Source organism: Pseudomonas frederiksbergensis (assembly GCF_035751725.1).
GTDB classification, from domain to species: Bacteria; Pseudomonadota; Gammaproteobacteria; order Pseudomonadales; family Pseudomonadaceae; genus Aquipseudomonas; species Aquipseudomonas frederiksbergensis_A.
On record NZ_CP142104.1, the window covers coordinates 2,854,992 to 2,874,153 of the forward strand.

The window sequence follows — 19,162 nt, forward strand, 5'->3', positions numbered from 1 at the left end:
GCTTGTCATTCCTGGCAACTGAACAAAAAACGAGAGCGTTCTCCAATGTCCGCAGTCACACCGTTGCACCTACGCCCGGCCATCGCCGGTTGGCGTCCGCTGTTGCGCCACCCTTTGTTGAAGCTGGGCTTGCTGCTGAGCCTGAGCGCCAGTGCGTTGTTGGTAACGCCCAGCCAGGCAGAAGAAAGCGCCCGGCGCAGCTATCAAGTGCCCGCCGGCAGCCTGGGGTCGGCACTGACCCGCTTCGCTGGACAGGCGGGGGTCAATCTGTCGGTGGACCCGGCCCTGGTCAGCGGTCGCGACAGCGCCGGCCTCTCCGGTGAGTACGGTGTGCAGGACGGCTTTGCGCGGTTGCTGCAAGGGTCCGGCCTGCAATTGCAAGCCGTCGGGGAGCAGGCGTACATCCTGGTCCCGGCACCCGAAGGCAGCAGCCTGCAATTGGCCCCTACCTCGATCCTCGGCACCACCGGTTCGGCGGGTGGGGAACCCTATGCGGGCGGCCAGGTCGCCCGGCGTGGTTCCCAGGGGTTGCTCGGTTCGCGGGACTTCATGGACACCCCGTTCAGCATGACGACCTACACCGGCGAGACGGTAAAGAACCTGCAGGCACGGACCTTGGGCGACTTGATCGCCAGCGACCCTTCGGTGCGCGCCACCAACCCGGCGGGCGGTCGCTATGAACAATTCACCATCCGAGGGTTGAGCCTGTTCAACAGCGACGTTGCCTATAACGGCCTCTACGGCCTCTTGCCGACCTACACGATCGATATGGAAATGGCCGATCGCGTCGACATCCTCAAGGGGCCGACCCAGCTCATCAACGGGATTTCGCCGCGTGGCAGCGTCGGCGGGGGGATCAACGTGGTGCCCAAGCGCGCCACCGACCAGCCGATCACCTCCATCACGGGCAGCTACGCCTCCGACAGCCAACCCGGCGCTGCCGTGGATGTGGGCCGCCGTTTCGGCGAAGACAACCAGTTCGGTGTCCGTTTCAACGGGGTGAAACAGTCCGGCGACACGGATTGGGATCATCAAAGCGTGGACCGCGAGATGGCGGTGCTGGGCCTGGACTTTCGTGGCGAGCGCCTGCGCCTTTCCACCGACATCGGCCACACCGAGCGTGATACCGATGCGCCCCAGGAGCGCGTCCAGGTGGCGGCCGCGGCGCCGATTCCCCACGCCAGCGACGTGCGTCGCAACTACGCGCAGCATTGGAGCAAGGCGCGTACCGAGGACACCTTCGGCGCGGTGAACGCCGAGTACGATGTCAACGATTCCGTGATGCTTTATGGCGGGGCGGGAGCCCGCAAGAGTCATCACGATTTCCTGCGGCACAACGTTTCGGTCAGCAACGCCGCGGGCGACTTCACCGTGTCGCCCCGGGACTTCACGCGTGATGAAGATGTCCGCACCGCCAACGCCGGCGTGCGCCACTGGTTCCATACCGGGCCGGTGAGCCACGAGGTCAACCTGGCCGCCAGTTATTTCTACATGGATTTCGAAAACGGCGGCGCCCGATACGCCAACGGCCGCAGCAACCTGTACGACCCGGTGCAGACACCCACGCCGAACGTGCCCACGCGCCCGGATCCGAAGGTCTACACGGAGAACCACTTCAGCGGCGTCGCCCTGTCCGACACCCTGGGATTGTTCGATGACCGGTTGCTGTTGACCCTCGGCGCCCGCTGGCAGCGCGTGGAGGTGGACGATTGGTCCGATGGCGTCAAGGGCCCCACGGCCTATGACGAAGAAAAGGTCTCGCCGTCGGGCGGCATTCTGTTCAAGGCGACCGACAGGCTGTCCCTTTATGCCAACTACATGGAGGGCTTGAGCCAGGGCAAGATCGCGCCGACATCTGCCGATAACAGTGACGAAATCTTCCCGCCGTTCATCAGTCGCCAGGTCGAAGTCGGCGCCAAGTATGATGCCGGTGCGCTCGCGGTAACCGCCGCGGTGTTCCGGATCAAACAGCCGGCCTATGCCACCGATGCCACGACAAACCTGTTCGGCCCGAACGGCAAACGGGAAAATACCGGTGTGGAATTGAGCGTATTCGGTGAACCGCTCAAAGGCGTGCGCCTGCTCGGGGGCTTGATGTACATCGACAGCGAATTGACCGATACCACCAACCCCGCCTTCGACGGCAACCGGGCGCCGGCCACGCCGGAGTACAACATTAACCTCGGCGCGGAATGGGACGTGCCGACGGTGCAGGGGCTGACGCTGACCAGCCGGGGCATCTATTCCAGCTCCCAGTATCTGGATCCGTCCAATACCAAAAAGATCGATTCGTGGGAGCGCTTCGACGTTGGCGCGCGGTATGCCTTCAAGGTGGATGACAAGAACATCACGTTGCGCGCCAATATCGAGAACGTTGCGGACAAGCGTTATTGGAGCTCGGCGGGGGCTTCGGATGACAGCGAGCCGGGGTTGACCTTGGCGACCCCTCGCACCTACCTGGTTTCGGCCACTGTCGATTTCTGAGCAGGGTTCAAATACTCCCCGGCTTGGTATTCCCCTCACTCCGGCATTGCTCCGCGGGCCCACCGCGCAATGCCGGATTTTGACATGTTCCTGTCAGTCACCGGTCACCTTGACGTCAGCGTCCCCCTCCTAGAGTGCAACCACCATCCCGGTCAGGACAGTGGAGTCCACCATGAACATTCAAACCTTCTCGGTCGCCAGCCTGCTGGCAGTGATCACGTTGAGCGGTTCGCCCCTGTTCGCCAAAGAACAGACCCAAGCCCCTGCCTACGAATACGGCATGCCACTGGACATCGCCCAGGCCATTCGTATCGAGGAACCGAAATCAACCGTATGCGAAGTCGGGCAGGCAACGATGACCTACGTCGACACGCAGGGGGAGATTCGTCACGTCAGCTTCCTCCAGCAGACAGACGCCTGCTCCGTCCAGTAAGCCCGGCCGCGCCGGTTCGCAATCCAACCAAGGAACTCAATCATGTGGAATAGAACAATCACTCCCGCAGGCGGCCTTTTGCACACCATGAGCCAGCTCATGCGGCGAACCCGAACATTGACGGCCGGTATCGCGCTGCTCAGTGCGATGAGTATCGAAGCATCGGGTCGTGTCGCGCCGAAACCCGACTGGTCGACCAACGACATGCCCTCCCAGAAGGGCCGGATTGTCCTGGTGACCGGCGGCACCAGCGGCATGGGCTATGAGGATGCGCTGGCCTTGGCGCGTGCGGGGGCCGAGGTGATCATCGCTGCGCGCAATCCGGAGCGGGGCGCGGAGGCGATCAAGCGTATCCGCGAGGCGGTCCCTGACGCCAAGTTGCAGTTCGAGTCGGTGGACCTGGCCAACCTGTCATCGGTGCGCGGCCTGGCCGAGCGTCTCAACCAGAGGCTGCCGCGCCTGGACGTGCTGATCAATAATGCAGCGATCATGGCGCCGCCCGAGCGGGGCACATCCGCCGATGGCTTCGAGCTTCAGTTGGCAACCAACTACCTCGGGCACTTCGCGCTGACCGGCCTGCTGGTTCCGCTGCTACGGCAAAGTGACGATCCCCGCGTGGTGAGCCTTTCCAGCATCGCGGCCACCCGCGGCGCGGTGAATTTCGATGACCTGCAAGCCGAGCAGAAGTACGACCCTTATGCGGCCTACGCGCAGTCGAAACTGGCCGTCCTGCAGTGGTCGTTCGCGCTGCAACGGCGCAGTGACGCGCAGAAATGGGGTATCCGCAGCATCGCCGCGCATCCTGGCGTGGCCGTCACCGAACTGGTCGCCCGCGGGCCCGGGGTCAACAGTGAGTTTGGCCAGCGCTGGGCTAAGGATCGCGAGGCCTACCATTCCGCGGCACAAGGGGCGCTGCCCACGCTATACGCGGCCACCGCCGAGCAGGCCGTTGGCGGTGCGTACTACGGCCCGACCGGCGATGACGAAAAACGCGGTCCGCTGGGGTTCGCCAAAACGCCACCGACCGCGACCAACGAAGCGGATGCCGAACGGCTCTGGGCCACCTCCGAGCGCCTGACCGGCGTTACCTATCGCTGATCCGACCCCCGGCGCGGGCGTTCGTCCCGCGCCTATCCTCTGGCCTGTCGCCGTCTCCCTGGAGTTTCCATGAGTACGATTTCCTACTTGCACCGGCTGAGCCTCGCCCTCAACGCCCGCGACGGTGAGCTGCGTCCGGCGCTGTGCGGGTTCCTGCTGTTCCTTTGCCTGTTTACCGGTTACTTCATGCTGCGTCCGATCCGCGAATCGATGGGCATCGCGGCGGGCGTGGAAAACCTGCAATGGCTGTTCACCGCGACCTTCCTGGTCATGCTGGCGGCTGTTCCGTTGTTCGCCTGGCTCAGTTCCCGGGTCCCGCGGCTGCGCCTGATCGATTGGGTCTATGGCTTCTTCGGCATCAATCTGCTGATGTTCGTCGAGGTCTTCCAATTTTTGCCGGACAGTGTCTGGCTGGCCCGGGTGTTTTACGTCTGGATATCGGTGTACAACCTGTTCGTCGTGTCGGTGGCCTGGAGCTTGATGGCGGACGTGTTCGACAGTGAGCAGGCCAAGCGCTTGTTTGCGTTCATCGCCGCCGGCGCCAGCGTCGGCGGCCTGCTGGGGCCGGCGCTGAGCGCGCTGTTGATCGACACCTTGGGCGCGTCGGGCTTGATGCTGCTGGCGGCTGTGTTGCTCGGCGCCACGCTGGTATTGAAACGGACCTTGATGAGTTGGCGCGGGCAAGGCGGGGCCGGTCGCCCCGGCGCAGCGCCCACGCAAAGCCCCCGGCAGCCCCTGGCCGGCAACCCGTTCAGTGGGATGCTTGCGGTGCTCCGCTCGCCGTACCTGTTGGGGATCGCCGGTTTCGTGGTGTTGTTGGCGACGGTCAGCACCTTCCTCTATTTCGAGCAGGCGCGCCTGGTGGCCGAGCACTATCCGGACCGCGCATCGCAAGTGCGCATCTTCAGCACCATCGACATTATCGTGCAGGCCGGCGCGTTGCTGTCCCAGTTATTCATCACCGGCCGGATCGCACCCAGGCTCGGCGTGCGGGCATTGCTGGCCGTCGTCCCGTTGCTGATGTGCATCGGCTTTTTGGGACTCGCCCTGGCGCCTGGCTTTGCGCTGCTGGCGACGTTGATGATTGTGCGACGGATCGGTGAGTACGCGTTCGTCCGGCCGGGCAGGGAGATGCTGTTCGCGCCGCTGGACGCTGAAAGTAAATACAAGGCCAAGAACTTCATCGACACCGTTGTCTATCGCGCCGGTGACGCCATGAGCGGCTGGGCCAAGAGCCTGCTCGACCAGCTGGGCCAAGGTGCGGGCGTGGCCGCGATAGTCGGGGCGTGCTGCGCGTTGCTCTGGGGTTACCTGGGTTGGCAACTCGGGCGACAGGCGGATGATGCCGCTTCCAGGGAGCTGCGCTTGGCGGTCATTTCGGCCAGGGCATGAAGCGTATTTATTTTCATCGCGGCGTTGCGCCAGCGACTTGAACGTCTGCCTCTATGCACCCTCTGACAGTAATGCAGGGCGAATGCACTTCGCCCATTTCCGCTCGGAGGATAGGTTTACATGAACATTCTAATGGTCCTTACATCCCACGATCAGTTGGGCGACACCGGCAAGAAAACCGGTTTCTGGCTGGAGGAATTCGCCGCCCCTTACTACGTATTCGTCGACGCCAACGCCGCAGTGACGCTGGCTTCGCCGAAGGGCGGACAGCCGCCCCTGGACCCCAAGAGCGATGAAGAACAGGCCCAGACCGATGCAACGCGGCGCTTCGCCACAGATACCCAGGCCCAGGCGGCGTTGGCCAACACCGTGCCGCTGGGCGAGGTCGATCCGTATGATTTCGACGCGGTGTTTTACCCCGGCGGTCACGGCCCGCTGTGGGACCTTGCCGAAGACACCGATTCCAAGACCCTCATCGAAGCCTTTTATGCCTCGAACAAACCCATCGCCGCTGTCTGCCACGCGCCCGGCGTGTTCAAGAACGTCAACGCGCCGGACGGCCAACCGGTGGTGAAGGGTAAAAAGGTGACCGGCTTCACCAACACCGAGGAAGAGGCGGTGGGCCTGACGCAGGTGGTGCCGTTTCTGGTCGAGGACATGCTCAAGGCCAAAGGGGGCGAATATTCCAAGGGCGCGGACTGGGGAAGTTATATCGTCGAGGATGGGCACCTGATCACCGGCCAGAATCCTGCTTCATCCGAAGCCGCCGCCAATGCACTGATCAAGCGGCTGCAGCAGGAACAGAGCGCTTGAGTCGGCCTTCGTGGGGGCGACCCATTGGGTCGCTCCCGGTGTAGGAGAATCATTCATGCAAGACCCTTTCAATCTGGCTCGTTTCGTCGAGGCGCAGCGGCCGATATTCAGTCGCGCCATGGACGAACTGCGTGCCGGCCGGAAGAGGAGTCACTGGATGTGGTTCATCTGTCCGCAATTACAAGGGCTCGGCCATTCCGAAATGGCCCGTCGCTTTGCGATTTCCGGCCTTGCCGAGGCCCGCGCATACCTGCAACACGATGTGCTCGGACCCCGGCTGGAGGAAGCCGTGAAAACGGTGTTGCAACACAGCGGTATCAGCGCCGAGCGGATATTCGGCTCGCCCGATGATTTGAAGTTTCGTTCCTGCTTGACGCTGTTTATCAGCGCCCAGTCGGGATCTGCCCTGTATCAACAGGCGCTCGATCAGTTTTATTCGGGGGAGCCGGATCCTGTAACGCTCGATCTGCTTCGCCGGCAAGTGTGAAACAGCATCAGGTCGGCAAATGAAGCGGCGCCATCATCGGTCTAGGACGCCCTGTATCAATGCGGCAACAAGGAGAACAAACGATGACACTTCATCCTATCCTGTTCATGGGGGGTTCTGGCGCTATCGGCCACCACACCGCCCGGGCGCTACGCGCCGCTTATCCCGACGTACCGCTGCTGATCGGTGGGCGCGATCTTGCGAAGGCCCAACGCACTGCCGAGCAACTGGGCGGGGCGCAGGCCGTGGTGATCGATTCCAGCGCCGAAGACCTGGGCCTCGGCGATCGCGCGGTCAGCGCCGTGGTGGTCTTCTACATGGATCACGCCCTCGCCGGACTGCGTTTTGCGCAGCAGCGCGGAGTGCCGCACCTGAGCATATCCTCCGGCGTTTTCGAAATCGCCCCGGAGATAGCGATGTACATGCACACACCAGGCGCCTCGGCCATTGTCCTCGGTTACGAGTGGATGGTCGGCGCAACAACGGTGTCGACGTTGAGCATCGCCCGGGAATTTGGCCGGATCGGTGCTATCCGGATCGACGCGCTGGTGGATGAGCAGGACACCGGTGGTCCGACCGTTGCCAGCGATTTCAAACACCTGAACAAGATGCTCCCCGCCGCGCTGACAAGACGCGACGGACTATTTGTCTGGCGCGAAGGGGAAGATTCCAAGACGCGGTTCCAGGCGCTGGATGGCACGGAAATCGAAGCCTCCGGTTTCTCCTCCATCGATGTCGCCGGCCTGGCGGCTGCGACGGGCGCACCGAATGTCCAGTTCAACATTGGCATCGGTGTGAGCTCCAGCCGGCGCCAAGGGCAACCGATGTCCACCGAGATCATCATTGAACTCGCTGGTGAAGACCTGGACGGCAACCCGCTGCGCACCCGTCATGCCGTCGTCCACCCGGCAGGCACCGCGCCGCTGACCGGCCTCAGCGTCGCCATGAACCTTGAGCGCCTGCTCGGATTAGACGGCCAGCCTGCGACGCCGCCGGGGCTCTATTTTCCTTATCAGCTGTTGGATGCTGAAGCGTATCTTGAGCGTTTGAAAGGAGAGGGTGGTGAGTTGCGCCGGTTGCAGGTGGGTTAAGCGCGTCGTTCGGGGATAAGCCTGCTTTGCAGTTTATTCATCGAGACCCAGCACTATTCCAGTGAGTGCTGGCCAGGCGTTAACCGAATGGCTTGGACAGCAGCCGCTTTTGCCGCGCAGCCGGTGCACTGGTCGGGAACACCACCTCGCGCGGCCGAAACCGCGCGAGGCCGCAGGCGGCGGCGATGCGTTGGCGCTGCTGGCCATGAACCAGCGCCTGGCGAAAACTGTGTTCGTTCTGCGCCAAGCCCAGGATGTAACGAGTCCCCGCCTGGAAATGTCCGCCATTGGCCTGCCACCAGGCATCGACGGACTGCGGGTTTGGCCAGGGCAGGTTCTCATCGGGGTCCATGAGTACATGCGGGTCTTCGGGGCTGTCGTTCGGGCCCCCATCGAAATCCGGCAGCACGTGTAGCTCCAGGTCGAGCAAGGCCAGGTCGGCTCCGGTAATCAAGCTGAAGGCTTCGCCAGCGACCCTGGCGTAGGGCAAATCGCCCATGTGCTGGATCAACCAAGGCACGCTCACCGGATCGCCCAACAACCCAAGGGCCTCGATGCCGATGCGCCGCTGTCCGGGATTTTGTACTAGCTGGCGTATCCAGGCGATGCTGGCCTCGCGCGGCTGCCAGGCGAGCAACACGCAGGCTGCGCGGTATTGAAATTCGCCCGATTGCTCGGCGAATGACCGCAGCGGTTCGAGGGCTTGCTGGTCGCCCATCTGTGCCGCCGCCCAGTTGGCCCAGAAACGGGCGGCGCAATCGTGATGTTGCCGGTGGACTTGGATGAGCGGCAGCAAATCCTGCCGGCGCAGCTCGCCGGCGGTGCGGGCGGCACGTGCCAGCACACGGGGGTCGGCATCGCAGAGCGCGGTTTGCATGGCGAGGCCGGGATCATGGCGATGCATGCCGCAGGCAGCCAGGCCCAGGCGACGAAACAGTGGCTCGGGCGCGGCGAGCATGCGGTCGATCCAGGGCGATATGCGCGCCCAGTCAAGCCATCCCAAGGCCATCCGATAGCCGCGCTCCGTTTCCACCGCTCCTCGCAAATGTTCACTGAGGCGCGACAGCACTTTCGGATTGGCCGCCTCGAAGGCCAGCACGACGCTGGCGAACATCTCGCCGATGGCATGCGGGCCGAGCTGCTCCAGGAGGGCTTCCAGTCCGGCCGGCCCGGCGACGCGCAGGCCATCGAGGTGCGCTTCGATACGCGCTTCCAACGCGTCGAGCTCATCGAGGTCGTAATGCGGTGCGCGTAGCGCATAGTCGCGCAGGACTGCAAGGAACCCGGCTTCTTCTACATGCAGGTCAAGGATGACGGGCAGCGTATTCATTGGTCAGTCCGAATGAAGGGTTTAGCCGCGTCAATCAATTTGCAGGCACCGTTTCCAGCTCGAACCATCGAACTCCATGACGTCCTTGGGCCCGATGGACCACATGATCCCGTCGGCCGCACTCAGGTGATAACAGGTGCGCGGAGCGTCATCGCCGAAATCGACAGGCTTGAGCGTGTCGCCCTCCAGCCGGTAGACGAAATGCGTGGACGATACATACAGCTGGCCGGCGAAATGCTCCATGCCCCAAAGATCCTCCCGGGTGCTGTCGTGCTCGATCACTTCCCATTGATCGTCGCGTCCGCGCAGCAGGGTCCCGAGTTGGCCGCAAGCATAGGCATAACCGTCCTCCGCGCAGCGAACCTTGTACAGCGCCAGGTTGGTTGGGCTGTTCTGCTGAGTAAAGACCGCTCCGTCGTATTTCCAGATTTCGCCTTCCCAGCCGACGGTGTAGATTTCCTGCTCGGTGAAGCCGTCAATGGATTCGAAGCTGGTGTCGGTGATGGGTATATCGCCGACCTGGGCGCTCTGGTCGATGCATCGCCATTGGTCTTCGCCGTCGCGCACGTAGGCTTGGCGGCAGGTGCCCACGGCGTAGGCACGACCTTTGGCGATGCCACGGATTTCTCGAAGGGGGCCACGTCTTGTTGGGTCGACACCGCAGCTGGCGATGGAAGCTTCTTCCTTGACAACACCGCCGCCACTGGCCTCAACCGAACCATCGGCGCCCAGCGTCAGCGAGCGCTCGGCAGGTACATGGCAGACCGTTCCGGAGCAGGCAAGCCATGGCACTGTCCCGGCATACCAAACGCCTTGGTAAAACGTATAGAGGATCGAATCAACGTAACCCTCGCTGGTCGCAGCGTCGTGCGTGGCAATCAAATAACCCAGGTCTGAGTGGCGAACGACGCCAGTGGTGAGGCTGAGGCCGCTGAATGCGGGGTTTCTGGGGTCCATTTCGATCTCCTGATATAGGGGGGGTTACGGGCCTGGCCTGTTACCTAGCATTTCAGCCGCTGCCCTGGCGCGTTGTTGAGGATCACTGGTCATTGAGGCGCGTGCATTGATCGGCTTCTCCTCGCCAGGGTCCTTCGCTTTGTCGTGGTACTTGTTCAACTGGGCTTCCAGGCACTCCTGGGAACAGTCGGAGTCCGGAAAGGTTTTTTTGGCCGCCTTGGCCCCTGTCTCCGTGGCTTTCGCTCTTGGCCATTCGCCTTTTGCATCGGCTTGCTGCAAAGCCACCACCCCACGTCGGGTATGCATCTGACCGTGGGTGGCTGTGGTCTGGTTCGGGCCCTCCACACACATGACCGGGGCCTTGTCGGTCTGGTATTTGCTCCAGCCGGCTTTGGTCGGGTGCTGGTTCCTGGGCTGGCCGGCGAAGGCCGGGCCGTCGGTGAAAGAGGCGGAGTCGATAAGGTGATCTCCGGTTTGTCCCGGGCAACACCTGTTGGGTTTGTATGGCGCGAGAAAGCAGCGCAAGGCCTTTTGGCACGCGTCGGCGTTGATGGTCTTGGCCAACGATGAATATTCGTTCAGGACGTCGGTGTGTGCAGCGGTGTAGGCCGGATCAGCTGCGAACCCGTCGCCTGCCGTTTTCTTTGCAGTGTTGCGCGATTGGAGGGCTTTCTTCAGCGTGTCGGTATTGGGACAAACCACTTTCTTGCTGGTGTCACACGCGTCGTTCACCCGTTTTTTTTCGCCCTCGCACTGGGCCAGCCCTTCGGCCAGTGCCATTCGATCCGAATAAGGCCAAGGCACCGTGTTGCCGGGTTGAGAAGCATGGTTGTGGGTGGTCAGGTCCATGTGCCGGACGACATTCTTGCCCTCATATTTCACGTCCATCGACCAAGAGGTGAAATACACCTTGCCCTTGTTCTGGCTGGTGACAATGCCCTTCTTGGGCGCATTTCCGGCCTCGTCGCCGTAACTGGTCTTGAAGTAGCTCTTGTCCTTGAGCATTACCTCCTTGCCGGTGATTTTTACCGTTCGGGTGCCTTTGGTCGTGTCCTTGGCCATGCCCGTGTTGGGGTAGGGGATGGGCACGCCCAGCGGGGTGGGCGGCGCCTGGGGCGGGGTGAAGCAGACGTCCGGAAAGCAGGCGATCGACTTGCCGTCCGCCGCCTTGCAGGCGACTTCCATGTTGTTGGCGAAGACTTCGTTGGCCATCAGGCAGCCCTCACTGTCCGGTAGCTGAGCAGCGCGGCGGCGCGTTCGCCGGCATCGTTGCCCAGATGGCAGAAAACATTCGGCCCTTCGCCGTAGCCCTTGCGGCTCGCGGCCAGTGCCACGGCGAGCATCACCGGACCGATGGCCGCGCCGACTTCGCCGATACAATCGGCCGGGTGCCACAGATGGAAGAATTCCTTGCGCACCCGCAGGCTGCGACTCAGGGCCAGGGAGGCCTCCTTGAAGTAATACTGTTCGCCGGAAATATCCGCCAGGCGATAATCCATCTGTTCCAGCCCGCAACCGGCCTCGCCCAGCGCCGCGCGCACGGCTTGGGTCAGGCCTTCGGCGCGCAGCGGCAGATCCAAGGATTGCACCGTGGCCGGTTCCAGGCCGAAACCCAGGCCAATGCAGGTCAATTGCGGTGTTTCGTCGCTGACGGGCGCAGCCAGCACCACAGCTGCGGCACCTTCGCCCGGAATGAAACCGTTGGAGTTCTCGCTGGTCAGCAAGCGTTCGCGTTGCTCGAACGCGGCGAGGGTGGGGCCGCAAAGCAACGAATCGACGCCGGCCACCAGCACATGGCAATGGCCGCCCTGGTGGATCAGCCTGCGTGCGTCAAGCAAGGCTACGGCGGCGCTGACCCGGCCCCTCGGGATGATGTTCGAGTCGGGGTGGAAGCGCCGGCCCAGCTCAGTTTCGATATCACGCAGCAATTCCCTGTCGAGGCCATTCAATCGCCCGGGCCGCTCGGCCTCGGCCACGCCCAGCAGCAGCGGAATCTTCTCCGGATCAACCCCTGGGACGCTTTGCAACGCCTCGGCGATGGCGCGAGAGGCCATCTTGATCAGCTTCGTGCGACCGCGCCAGGGTTGTTCCAATGGCACGCTGGCGCCGATGATCCACTCGCCGGCGCGGTCGATGAAACGGGTTTCCTGGAAGTTGTCGATGGCACAGCGAATTGCCGCGCAGCCCGCCGGAGCGCTGAGGCCGACAGCACTGATCATCCCCGACCCGATGATGCACAGGGCTGTCATCAGTGGGTTTCCTCGGGCGCTCGCTTGGCTTTCACCAGGGCGCCCAGCGAGGGGTAATAATCCTTGCCCAGCTCACGGGCGCGCCACCAGCCCGTGGGCATCGTGCCGACGAGCACCTGGGCGATTTCAAAGATGTTGCGTCGCAGCGGACGGGCGATGCGCCACGTCAACTGTACCTGGCGCTCCTCTGTGTCGATCAGCAAGGTGTCGATCACCGCCGAGACTGTTTCATGGCCGCCTTTGTTCTTGAAAAAGGTCACCGGCACGTCCATTTCGGGCACACGAAAGCCCGCTCTTTCCTGGGGGGTGAGGTTGAGCAACAGCACCTCTTCGCCGCCGCGCAAGTAGTCGGTTTGCTGATCCTCAGGGGCGGCCTGGAAGTAGCGGTTGTCGAAGTCCGCGGGCAAGAACGGAAAGCTGTCAGCCAACCAGGCATCGTCATAAGTCCCGGCAAAGCGGGCGCGTTGCGGCCAGCTGCGGCCGATGGGACCCAGGGCCATGGGGCGGAAGTCGCCGGACGGCGAGTCGATGGGCTTGCCCAGCTCTTCGGTGTTGGGCATTGGCCTGCCGACAATGTCGATATCGTCGGTGTTGCTTGGGTACCAGCCGCAACCGCACGGGTTTTGCGGATGGCAATCAAGCATTTCGGGTACGTTCGCCATGGTGCGGGAGCCACCGAAAGCCTGGGCGTAGGTAATGGCCTGCTCGGTAAACGGCTGGGGTGAACCGGGCGTCAGGCCCATCAACCCCGGTTGCCATTGCCGAGGGCCCAGCACCGAGAAGGCCTTGCTGACCCGGCCGACCCGAATGCCGGCGGTCAATTGGGTCACGGGCCGGCCGCCGGGAGCATAGGCCTTGCCGCAGAGCAGCACATCGCAGCATGGCTTGAACGGGGCGAAGTCCATTTCCTGTTGGGGGGCGCTGAGGCCCGGCTCACCGAGGAAGGCGTCGGCCATCAGCAGCGGCTGCTGGGAATCGGCGAGGGTTGCGACGCGGCCATCCAGCGGCAGATCGAACGTGCCTTTGGCCACAACGACCAGGGATTCGCGACCATCGGGCGCCATGCCCAGGGTATAGGCCACTTGCAGTTGGCTGGCGTTGAGCAATTCCATGTGCGACTGCCTGTCTAGTTGATTTGCACCGAACCGCCCTTGATGCGGTTGACCCCGCTGGAGCGGCTGGAAAGGTAGGTGCCCCGAATGATCACCTTGCCCGCGCGGGTCAGGGTGATGCTGGCTTTGCCGCAGCGCAGGACAAGCTCCCGCTCCGCGCAAAACTCCAGGCGTTCGCCGTCCAGGTGGGCGACGGCTGGCGTTGTGGTATTCGGCAAGCGTTGGATGCGACCGATTACCAGCGGCTTGGCGAGGTCGCCGGCCTCGAACATCAGCGCGACCTGGACGCCGATGTCCTCGCGGGTCAGCGGCGTGGTGGTACGGGCGGCAAGGCCCGTATCGCCGGGGCAGCCAGGAAAGGCGACCACCGGGCCCTGCGCCGTGGGCACGTCCAGCAACACGCCGATCACGACGCCATCCACGCGTGCCGAAGTGGCGGTGGTGGCTTCTGGAAGCTGATACTCAACGGTCATGACGCCGACTCCGTGGCTAGTTCTGAAGGATTTTCTGGCCTTTGACGACCACATTCTTGTTGGCCTTGATATTGATGGCGCCGGAGCCGTCGACGGTGATGTTCTTGCCACTGATCACAATGCTGCCGTCCTTTTTCATCGTGATGCTGGCCGCGCCCGTGGTCAGGCTGATCGAGTCGCCGGCGTTGAGGGTGAAATGCTTGCCGACGTCCAGGCTGTCGTTCTGCTTGATGCCCGTGCTGCGGTTCTGGGCGACGTCGCGGGATTCGTTCTGGCCGATCCGAGTGCCCTGGTTGCCATTGATCTGGATGCCTTCGTTGCCCTGGACCGTCTCGTTGCGGTTGCCATTGATGTCGATGGTCTCGTTGCCGCCGACGTCCTCCGTGCGGTTGCCGGCGATGCTGATTTTCTCATTGGCGCCGACTTTCTCCGTGCGGTCCGCGCCGATGCTGATGGTCTCGTTGCTGCCCACGCGCTCGGTGCGATTGACGCCTATGGTGATCTTTTCGTTATTGCCGACATCCTCGGTACGGTCGACGCCGATGGAAATGGCTTCATTGTTATCGACCCTTTCCGTGCGGTCGTGTTTGACGCGCACGGTCTCGTCGTTGTCGATGGTCTTGCTGCGATCATGGCCGACCCAATGGGTCTCGTCGTTCTCGACCTCGATGTCTTGGTTCTTCTCGGCGTGGATGAATAACTGTTCCGCGCCTTTCTTGTCTTCCATGCGGATTTCGTTGAAGTTGGCCTGGGTGCCGTCCTTGCTCGACCGGCTCTTCACCCCGCTCTGGGTGGCGTTCGCCGGCAGCTTGTAGGGCACCGTCTGTTCGGCGTTGTAGACACGGCCGGTAATGATCGGTCGATCCGGGTCACCTTCGAGGAAGCTGACGATGACCTCCTGGCCAATCCGCGGAATCTGCACGGAGCCCCAGTTCTTGCCCGCCCACGCCTGGGACACACGGATCCAGCAGGAACTGTTTTCGTTGGACTGGTCATGGCGGTCCCAGTGGAAATGCACTTTGACCCGGCCATATTGATCGGTCCAGATCTCCTCGCCACTGGGCCCCACCACCACGGCCGTCTGCGGACCGCGGACAATCGGCATCGGCGTGAGCGGCAAAGGGCGGAAAGTCTGGCTGGCATCCATGCAGTCCAGCTCGCTGACGAACTGTTCGGCTACGTCCGACTGGCCGCTTTCATAGGCATCCTGACGAATCTGATAGCGGGCGATGACCACCAGGTATTCGCGGTTCTGGTCCGCACGGTCATAGCCCGTCAACGTGAACAAATGGCCGCAGCCCAATCCGCGTGCTCGGCCGCGCAACTGTACCCGCTCGAACTGGCTGTGAATGGCTTCGATGCGGGTGCGTGCGTAGTGATCGCCATCGTTGCTCTGGACGTATTCACCTGGATAGTCGTAGAGCGGGTATTCGCCGTTGCTGTGGTTGCGCGGCACGCTGGAACGCACCTCGAGGCTGGCGCGGGGGCGCAAAAAGTCGTAGTCGTTCAGGGCCAGCGAGCCCGGTTGCACCTCACGGGCCATTTGCCAATCGTAGAAATGATCGCGCTCGCGCATCTGTCGATCGGGCGGATAGAAGGGCACCGAGGCATAGTCCGCCACCGTGGAATGAGCGCCGTAGGCGTCGGCCAGCACCAGGACATGACGGGCCTTTTCATGGCGAAAGTAGTAATAGATACCTTCCTGCTCCATCAGCCGACTGACAAAGTCGAAGCTGGTCTCGCGGTACTGCACGCAATATTCCCACTCGCGGTAGCTGCCGCTCAGGCTGTCTTCGAAGTCCGAGAAGCCAAGGTCGCGGAAGACTTGCTTGATGATGTCCGGCACGGTCTTGTTCTGGAAAATCCGGCAGTCGGAGGTGCGCGTGAGCAGCCAGAACCACGGGCGCAGGCTGACGCGGTAGCCGGCGAACTGCCCGTGGCCCGTCAGTTGCCGGCAGTTACTGATGATGCCGTGAAAGTAGCGTTTGCCGCCGTCGTACAGCTCCAGGGCCAGGCCCATCGGCTTGCCGAGCAATTGATCGAACTGGATCGCCCGGTCTTCGGAGGTGAGGTCCAATTCGTAGTGGAACAGTCGGCCCAGTTCTTCGCTGCCGTCCATGCTTTGCAGCAACAGGACGTTCGCGCCGAGGGGACTCTCGACTTGCACCAAACGGGTGTCTTGGGTGATTGCCATCACGACTTCCAAACGGTGCAGAGCGAGCTGTAGAGGAACACTCTCGCTCCCGGCGGCGCGGAAGTCGTGCGGGAAACATTCAGGAATGTGGCGTTTTGCTTAGATCGAAGAACATCCACCGCACGGGTGATCTCCATATCGGCCTCGAAATCAATTCAGTCAAAGCGAACACGCAAAATTCCATTTACGTGCAGATAGCGTCTGGCGTTGGTTATAGCAGCCATTTCTGGAAAGTGCATATAGGCCGGATGTCCCAGGCGTACCGTACAACCGACACCGGTTACGAAACGCCTACCTGGGCAACGGCGAATTCGGCACTGGGGCTGGCGGGCGCTGGGGCTTGACGGAGGTGCCGAAGGTATTGCCCATGCGCACGCCGGTTGCCGCCGGGGTTGCCAGGCCGATGCTGTTCGGCGCGCGTTCGTTGACCGGCACCTCCAGCCCTTGCCGGGCCTGTTGTGCAGCGGCGGCCGCCTCGGGGTCATTGCCCATTTGCCGGCTCAGGCACTTGTAGTCGGGCGTCTTGTAGCCGCCGACGGTCACTTCGATACAGGCTGGGGCTTCGTCGCCCCGGGCGCCGTTCACGGCCAACATCAAGCCGATCGCGGCTGTCACGCCAATCCACTGTTTCATCACCGACCTCCTGGTCCGCCACGGGGGCGCTTTGTCGTCAGGACATCAGTCTAGTGCGGCCCCAAGGATTTGTATCAGTTGTCATACGACATTCATAAACTCCCATCAGGATGACGGTTTTCAACGGATACGTCAGTCGTGCAGCAGGGCATAACCGGGGGCGGGTGCAGGCGTGGATTGGCCAGGGCGCCCTTGGGGTGGCTGATGGCGGCGTTGTGCCTGTTGGCCGGGCCGGTACAGGCCGCGGGCCTGGTGGACCTGGACATAGCACCCCAGGAACTGGCCACGGCGCTGGAGCAGTTCAGTCGTGCGACGGGCATGGCGGTGCTGGTGGACCACTCGCTGTCGAGCCGGCGCCATACGTTGGGCGTCCAGGGCCTGTTCACGCCCGCCCAGGGGTTGAACGTGCTGCTCAGCGGCACCGGGCTCGCGGCGCATTATGCCCGGGCGGATGCGTTCACGTTGCAACCGGTGCAGGTCCGCGAGGTGCCGCTGCCGCCTGGCACGGCCCCTGGCTTGAGCGACAGCAACTATGCCGCGGCGATCCAGGCAGTCATCCAGCGCAACCTGTGCCAGTCGTCGCTGACCCGGCCCGGCGGTTATCGCGCTGTGCTGCAAGTCTGGATCGGGCGCGATGGTGTGGCGCAACATGGCCGGCTGGTCAGTTCCACGGGCGACGTGGTGCGCGACAGGGCCTTGGTCAACAGTTTGCAAAACCTCAGGATCCACCGCCCTGCGCCCAGTTCGCTGCGCCAGCCGGTGACCCTGCTTTTGTTACCCGACTCATCAGGAAAAAGCATGGAATGCACAGCAGGGGAAGAGGTGCTCGGGCAATGAAAGACACTGGCCGCAGCCCGATGGTCAAGCTGTTCCTGACTTCCTACGAGGATTTCAAGGTGCGCCTGCGCAGGCGACTGGGCTCCGAGGAACTGGCCAACGACGTGTTGCACGAAACCTACCTGCGGGTCGATCGCATGGTCGACACGCAGGACATCGCGCAGCCCAACGCCTACCTCTATCGCATGGCCCTGAACATCGCCGCCGACCGTCGCCAATCCGATGCCCGGCTGCTCACCGGCAGCGAAATCGAAGAACTGCTGCAGGTTTCGGACGAAGCACAGGACCCGGCCCGCGTCGTGGGCGGACAAAAAGAACTGCAGGTCCTGCTCAAGGCCCTGTACGAGCTGCCTGCGCGACGGCGCAGGATTTTCATCGCCGCACGCCTGGAAGAGGCGCCCCACCTGGAAATTTCCCAGCGTTTCGGCATTTCCACGCGCATGGTTGAGAAGGAAATCAAGGCAGCCTTGGGGCACTGCGCGCTGCGCCTGGAAAGAAAAGTCATTCAGCGGTTCGGTCCCGGCGCGGGAAAACCGTCTTGAGAGTAGAGACCCGACCCATTCGTGAGTGTGTGTACGCTTGAATATCTTCAGCATCGCTTCCCCTGACGCCACGCCCGAGGCCCGATTGGCCAGCGAGGCCCGTGACTGGCTGATCCTGCTGACCTCGGGACGCGCCACCGTTGCCGATGCCCGCGCGTTGCGCCAGTGGTGTGGGCAAAGCCCCGAACACGCGCGGGCATTCGAGCAGGCCAAGGCGCTGTGGCACGGTTTGCAGCCAGCGGCCGAGGCATTGCAGGCCCCCCGGCATCTTGGCCGTCGCGCCTTGCTCGGTGGGGCGCTCGCGGCGTCGGCGGCGTTCCTGTTGATCCGCGCTACGGTGCCGGGCGGTGTTTCCGGGCTAGGTGCGGATTACATCACCGAAGTTGGCGAACAGCGCCGGATCGAACTGGGCGATGGCGTGAGCCTGGAGCTCAACACCCAGACCCGCCTTAGCCGTCGCCCGCTGGCCGAGGGTGGGCAGGCGTTGGAATTGCTGGCCGGCGAGGTTGAAGTGTCCGGCAACAGCAGCGCGACGATCAGCGTCCAGGCCGGTGCCGGCTGGATCAGCGCCGCCCAGGCCCGGTTCAATCTTCGCTACATTGACCAGAGCGTTTGTGCGACCTGCCTGGAGGGTGTCGTGCAAGTCCAGGTGCAAGGCCGGCAGTTTCGCCTCGAACCGGGCATGCAATTGACTTACGACACCCGTCACGTCGGCAGCCCACGTACCGCCGATGTCTCGGCCGCCGTGGCCTGGCGCGAACAGGTGCTGGTGTTCAACGACGCGACCTTGGCCAGTGTGATCGATGAGATCAACCGCTACCGTCCCGGCATGTTGCTGTTGCTCAACCGCGAGCTGGGCCTGCGCAAGGTCCAGGCGCGTTTTCGTCTCGACCAATTGGCCGGCGTGGCGCTACTGATTCGCGATGCCTATGGCGCCAAGTGCACCGAGTTGCCGGGCGGGGTGGTGGTGCTCAGCTGAGTTCGGCGGCGCCTTGGCTGGCGCCTTCGCGAGCAGGCTCCGACAAGGGCGCGGTGGG

At 63.0% G+C, this 19,162-nt stretch carries 18 protein-coding genes; 10 read left to right on the forward strand and 8 right to left on the reverse strand.

Annotation, left to right across the window (positions count from 1 at the left end):
- The first annotated feature begins 45 nt into the window (after positions 1-45).
- From VQ575_RS12805 to VQ575_RS12835, 7 genes are all read left to right on the forward strand, one after another.
- Positions 46-2,484: a TonB-dependent receptor gene (locus VQ575_RS12805; RefSeq protein ID WP_325919811.1), complete on the forward strand. Its 2,439-nt coding sequence runs from the start codon at positions 46-48 to the stop codon at positions 2,482-2,484.
- Positions 2,485-2,656: 172 nt separating this feature from the next.
- Positions 2,657-2,917, forward strand: coding sequence for a DUF2790 domain-containing protein (locus VQ575_RS12810; protein ID WP_039588415.1), 261 nt, complete (start codon positions 2,657-2,659; stop codon positions 2,915-2,917).
- A 42-nt stretch (positions 2,918-2,959) separates the two neighbouring features.
- The gene (locus VQ575_RS12815) at positions 2,960-4,015 is read left to right on the forward strand and encodes an oxidoreductase (RefSeq protein ID WP_411829954.1); all 1,056 of its coding nucleotides are present in this window, start codon (positions 2,960-2,962) and stop codon (positions 4,013-4,015) included.
- A gap of 69 nt (positions 4,016-4,084) precedes the next feature.
- Complete coding sequence (locus tag VQ575_RS12820) at positions 4,085-5,407, forward strand: NTP/NDP exchange transporter (RefSeq protein WP_039588417.1); 1,323 nt, start codon at positions 4,085-4,087, stop codon at positions 5,405-5,407.
- 120 nt (positions 5,408-5,527) lie between these two features.
- A complete protein-coding gene (locus tag VQ575_RS12825) occupies positions 5,528-6,220 on the forward strand; it encodes a type 1 glutamine amidotransferase domain-containing protein (RefSeq protein WP_045156031.1) in 693 nt (230 codons plus the stop codon).
- A gap of 55 nt (positions 6,221-6,275) precedes the next feature.
- Positions 6,276-6,707 (forward strand): DUF1810 domain-containing protein, encoded by a 432-nt coding sequence (locus tag VQ575_RS12830; protein WP_045156030.1) that lies wholly within the window; start codon positions 6,276-6,278, stop codon positions 6,705-6,707.
- An 83-nt stretch (positions 6,708-6,790) separates the two neighbouring features.
- Positions 6,791-7,798 carry a hypothetical protein gene (locus tag VQ575_RS12835; protein ID WP_045156029.1) on the forward strand — a complete coding sequence of 336 codons (1,008 nt, stop codon included), beginning with the start codon at positions 6,791-6,793 and terminating at the stop codon, positions 7,796-7,798.
- A 79-nt stretch (positions 7,799-7,877) separates the two neighbouring features.
- Here VQ575_RS12835 and VQ575_RS12840 read toward each other — a convergent pair whose 3' ends face one another.
- The 8 genes from VQ575_RS12840 to VQ575_RS12875 all read right to left on the reverse strand — a co-directional run bounded on the left by VQ575_RS12840 (position 7,878) and on the right by VQ575_RS12875 (position 16,707).
- Positions 7,878-9,128 (reverse strand): TIGR02270 family protein, encoded by a 1,251-nt coding sequence (locus VQ575_RS12840; protein WP_325919813.1) that lies wholly within the window; start codon positions 9,126-9,128, stop codon positions 7,878-7,880.
- 30 nt (positions 9,129-9,158) lie between these two features.
- Positions 9,159-10,085: a hypothetical protein gene (locus VQ575_RS12845; protein ID WP_232916670.1), complete on the reverse strand. Its 927-nt coding sequence runs from the start codon at positions 10,083-10,085 to the stop codon at positions 9,159-9,161.
- A gap of 24 nt (positions 10,086-10,109) precedes the next feature.
- The gene (locus tag VQ575_RS12850) at positions 10,110-11,297 is read right to left on the reverse strand and encodes a PAAR-like domain-containing protein (protein WP_325919814.1); all 1,188 of its coding nucleotides are present in this window, start codon (positions 11,295-11,297) and stop codon (positions 10,110-10,112) included.
- The gene (locus tag VQ575_RS12855; protein ID WP_155401992.1) at positions 11,297-12,337 is read right to left on the reverse strand and encodes a beta-ketoacyl synthase N-terminal-like domain-containing protein; all 1,041 of its coding nucleotides are present in this window, start codon (positions 12,335-12,337) and stop codon (positions 11,297-11,299) included. The genes VQ575_RS12850 and VQ575_RS12855 overlap by 1 nt, the downstream gene beginning before the upstream one ends.
- On the reverse strand, positions 12,334-13,446 hold the full coding sequence (locus VQ575_RS12860; protein ID WP_325919815.1) for a DUF2169 family type VI secretion system accessory protein: 1,113 nt from the start codon (positions 13,444-13,446) through the stop codon (positions 12,334-12,336). The genes VQ575_RS12855 and VQ575_RS12860 overlap by 4 nt, the downstream gene beginning before the upstream one ends.
- A 14-nt stretch (positions 13,447-13,460) precedes the next feature.
- Positions 13,461-13,919, reverse strand: a complete 459-nt coding sequence (locus tag VQ575_RS12865; RefSeq protein ID WP_325919816.1) for a DUF6484 domain-containing protein — start codon at positions 13,917-13,919, stop codon at positions 13,461-13,463.
- 16 nt (positions 13,920-13,935) lie between these two features.
- Positions 13,936-16,113, reverse strand: coding sequence for a type VI secretion system Vgr family protein (locus VQ575_RS12870; RefSeq protein ID WP_325919817.1), 2,178 nt, complete (start codon positions 16,111-16,113; stop codon positions 13,936-13,938).
- Between the two features lie 291 nt (positions 16,114-16,404).
- Positions 16,405-16,707 (reverse strand): hypothetical protein, encoded by a 303-nt coding sequence (locus tag VQ575_RS12875; RefSeq protein WP_411829973.1) that lies wholly within the window; start codon positions 16,705-16,707, stop codon positions 16,405-16,407.
- 243 nt (positions 16,708-16,950) lie between these two features.
- On the opposite strand from VQ575_RS12875, the gene VQ575_RS12880 reads away from it, so the two are divergent.
- Genes VQ575_RS12880 through VQ575_RS12890 form a run of 3 tightly spaced genes read left to right on the forward strand, consistent with a single transcriptional unit; the run spans position 16,951 to position 19,104 of the window.
- The gene (locus VQ575_RS12880; RefSeq protein ID WP_325919819.1) at positions 16,951-17,583 is read left to right on the forward strand and encodes an STN domain-containing protein; all 633 of its coding nucleotides are present in this window, start codon (positions 16,951-16,953) and stop codon (positions 17,581-17,583) included.
- On the forward strand, positions 17,580-18,125 hold the full coding sequence (locus VQ575_RS12885) for a sigma-70 family RNA polymerase sigma factor (RefSeq protein WP_039588430.1): 546 nt from the start codon (positions 17,580-17,582) through the stop codon (positions 18,123-18,125). Before VQ575_RS12880 ends, VQ575_RS12885 begins: the two co-directional genes overlap by 4 nt.
- A gap of 37 nt (positions 18,126-18,162) precedes the next feature.
- Positions 18,163-19,104 carry a FecR family protein gene (locus tag VQ575_RS12890; protein WP_198725148.1) on the forward strand — a complete coding sequence of 314 codons (942 nt, stop codon included), beginning with the start codon at positions 18,163-18,165 and terminating at the stop codon, positions 19,102-19,104.
- The last annotated feature ends 58 nt before the right edge of the window (positions 19,105-19,162 follow it).

Coding starts and splice junctions, on each gene's coding strand:
- VQ575_RS12820 (WP_039588417.1), top strand. CDS start 4,085: ATGAGTACGATTTCCTACTTGCACCGGCTGAGCCTCGCCCTCAACGCC.
- VQ575_RS12805 (WP_325919811.1), top strand. CDS start 46: ATGTCCGCAGTCACACCGTTGCACCTACGCCCGGCCATCGCCGGTTGG.
- VQ575_RS12860 (WP_325919815.1), bottom strand. CDS start 13,446: ATGGAATTGCTCAACGCCAGCCAACTGCAAGTGGCCTATACCCTGGGC.
- VQ575_RS12875 (WP_411829973.1), bottom strand. CDS start 16,707: ATGTTGGCCGTGAACGGCGCCCGGGGCGACGAAGCCCCAGCCTGTATC.
- VQ575_RS12845 (WP_232916670.1), bottom strand. CDS start 10,085: ATGGACCCCAGAAACCCCGCATTCAGCGGCCTCAGCCTCACCACTGGC.
- VQ575_RS12825 (WP_045156031.1), top strand. CDS start 5,528: ATGAACATTCTAATGGTCCTTACATCCCACGATCAGTTGGGCGACACC.
- VQ575_RS12870 (WP_325919817.1), bottom strand. CDS start 16,113: ATGGCAATCACCCAAGACACCCGTTTGGTGCAAGTCGAGAGTCCCCTC.
- VQ575_RS12830 (WP_045156030.1), top strand. CDS start 6,276: ATGCAAGACCCTTTCAATCTGGCTCGTTTCGTCGAGGCGCAGCGGCCG.
- VQ575_RS12865 (WP_325919816.1), bottom strand. CDS start 13,919: ATGACCGTTGAGTATCAGCTTCCAGAAGCCACCACCGCCACTTCGGCA.
- VQ575_RS12880 (WP_325919819.1), top strand. CDS start 16,951: ATGGCGGCGTTGTGCCTGTTGGCCGGGCCGGTACAGGCCGCGGGCCTG.
- VQ575_RS12840 (WP_325919813.1), bottom strand. CDS start 9,128: ATGAATACGCTGCCCGTCATCCTTGACCTGCATGTAGAAGAAGCCGGG.
- VQ575_RS12810 (WP_039588415.1), top strand. CDS start 2,657: ATGAACATTCAAACCTTCTCGGTCGCCAGCCTGCTGGCAGTGATCACG.
- VQ575_RS12815 (WP_411829954.1), top strand. CDS start 2,960: ATGTGGAATAGAACAATCACTCCCGCAGGCGGCCTTTTGCACACCATG.
- VQ575_RS12850 (WP_325919814.1), bottom strand. CDS start 11,297: ATGGCCAACGAAGTCTTCGCCAACAACATGGAAGTCGCCTGCAAGGCG.
- VQ575_RS12835 (WP_045156029.1), top strand. CDS start 6,791: ATGACACTTCATCCTATCCTGTTCATGGGGGGTTCTGGCGCTATCGGC.
- VQ575_RS12885 (WP_039588430.1), top strand. CDS start 17,580: ATGAAAGACACTGGCCGCAGCCCGATGGTCAAGCTGTTCCTGACTTCC.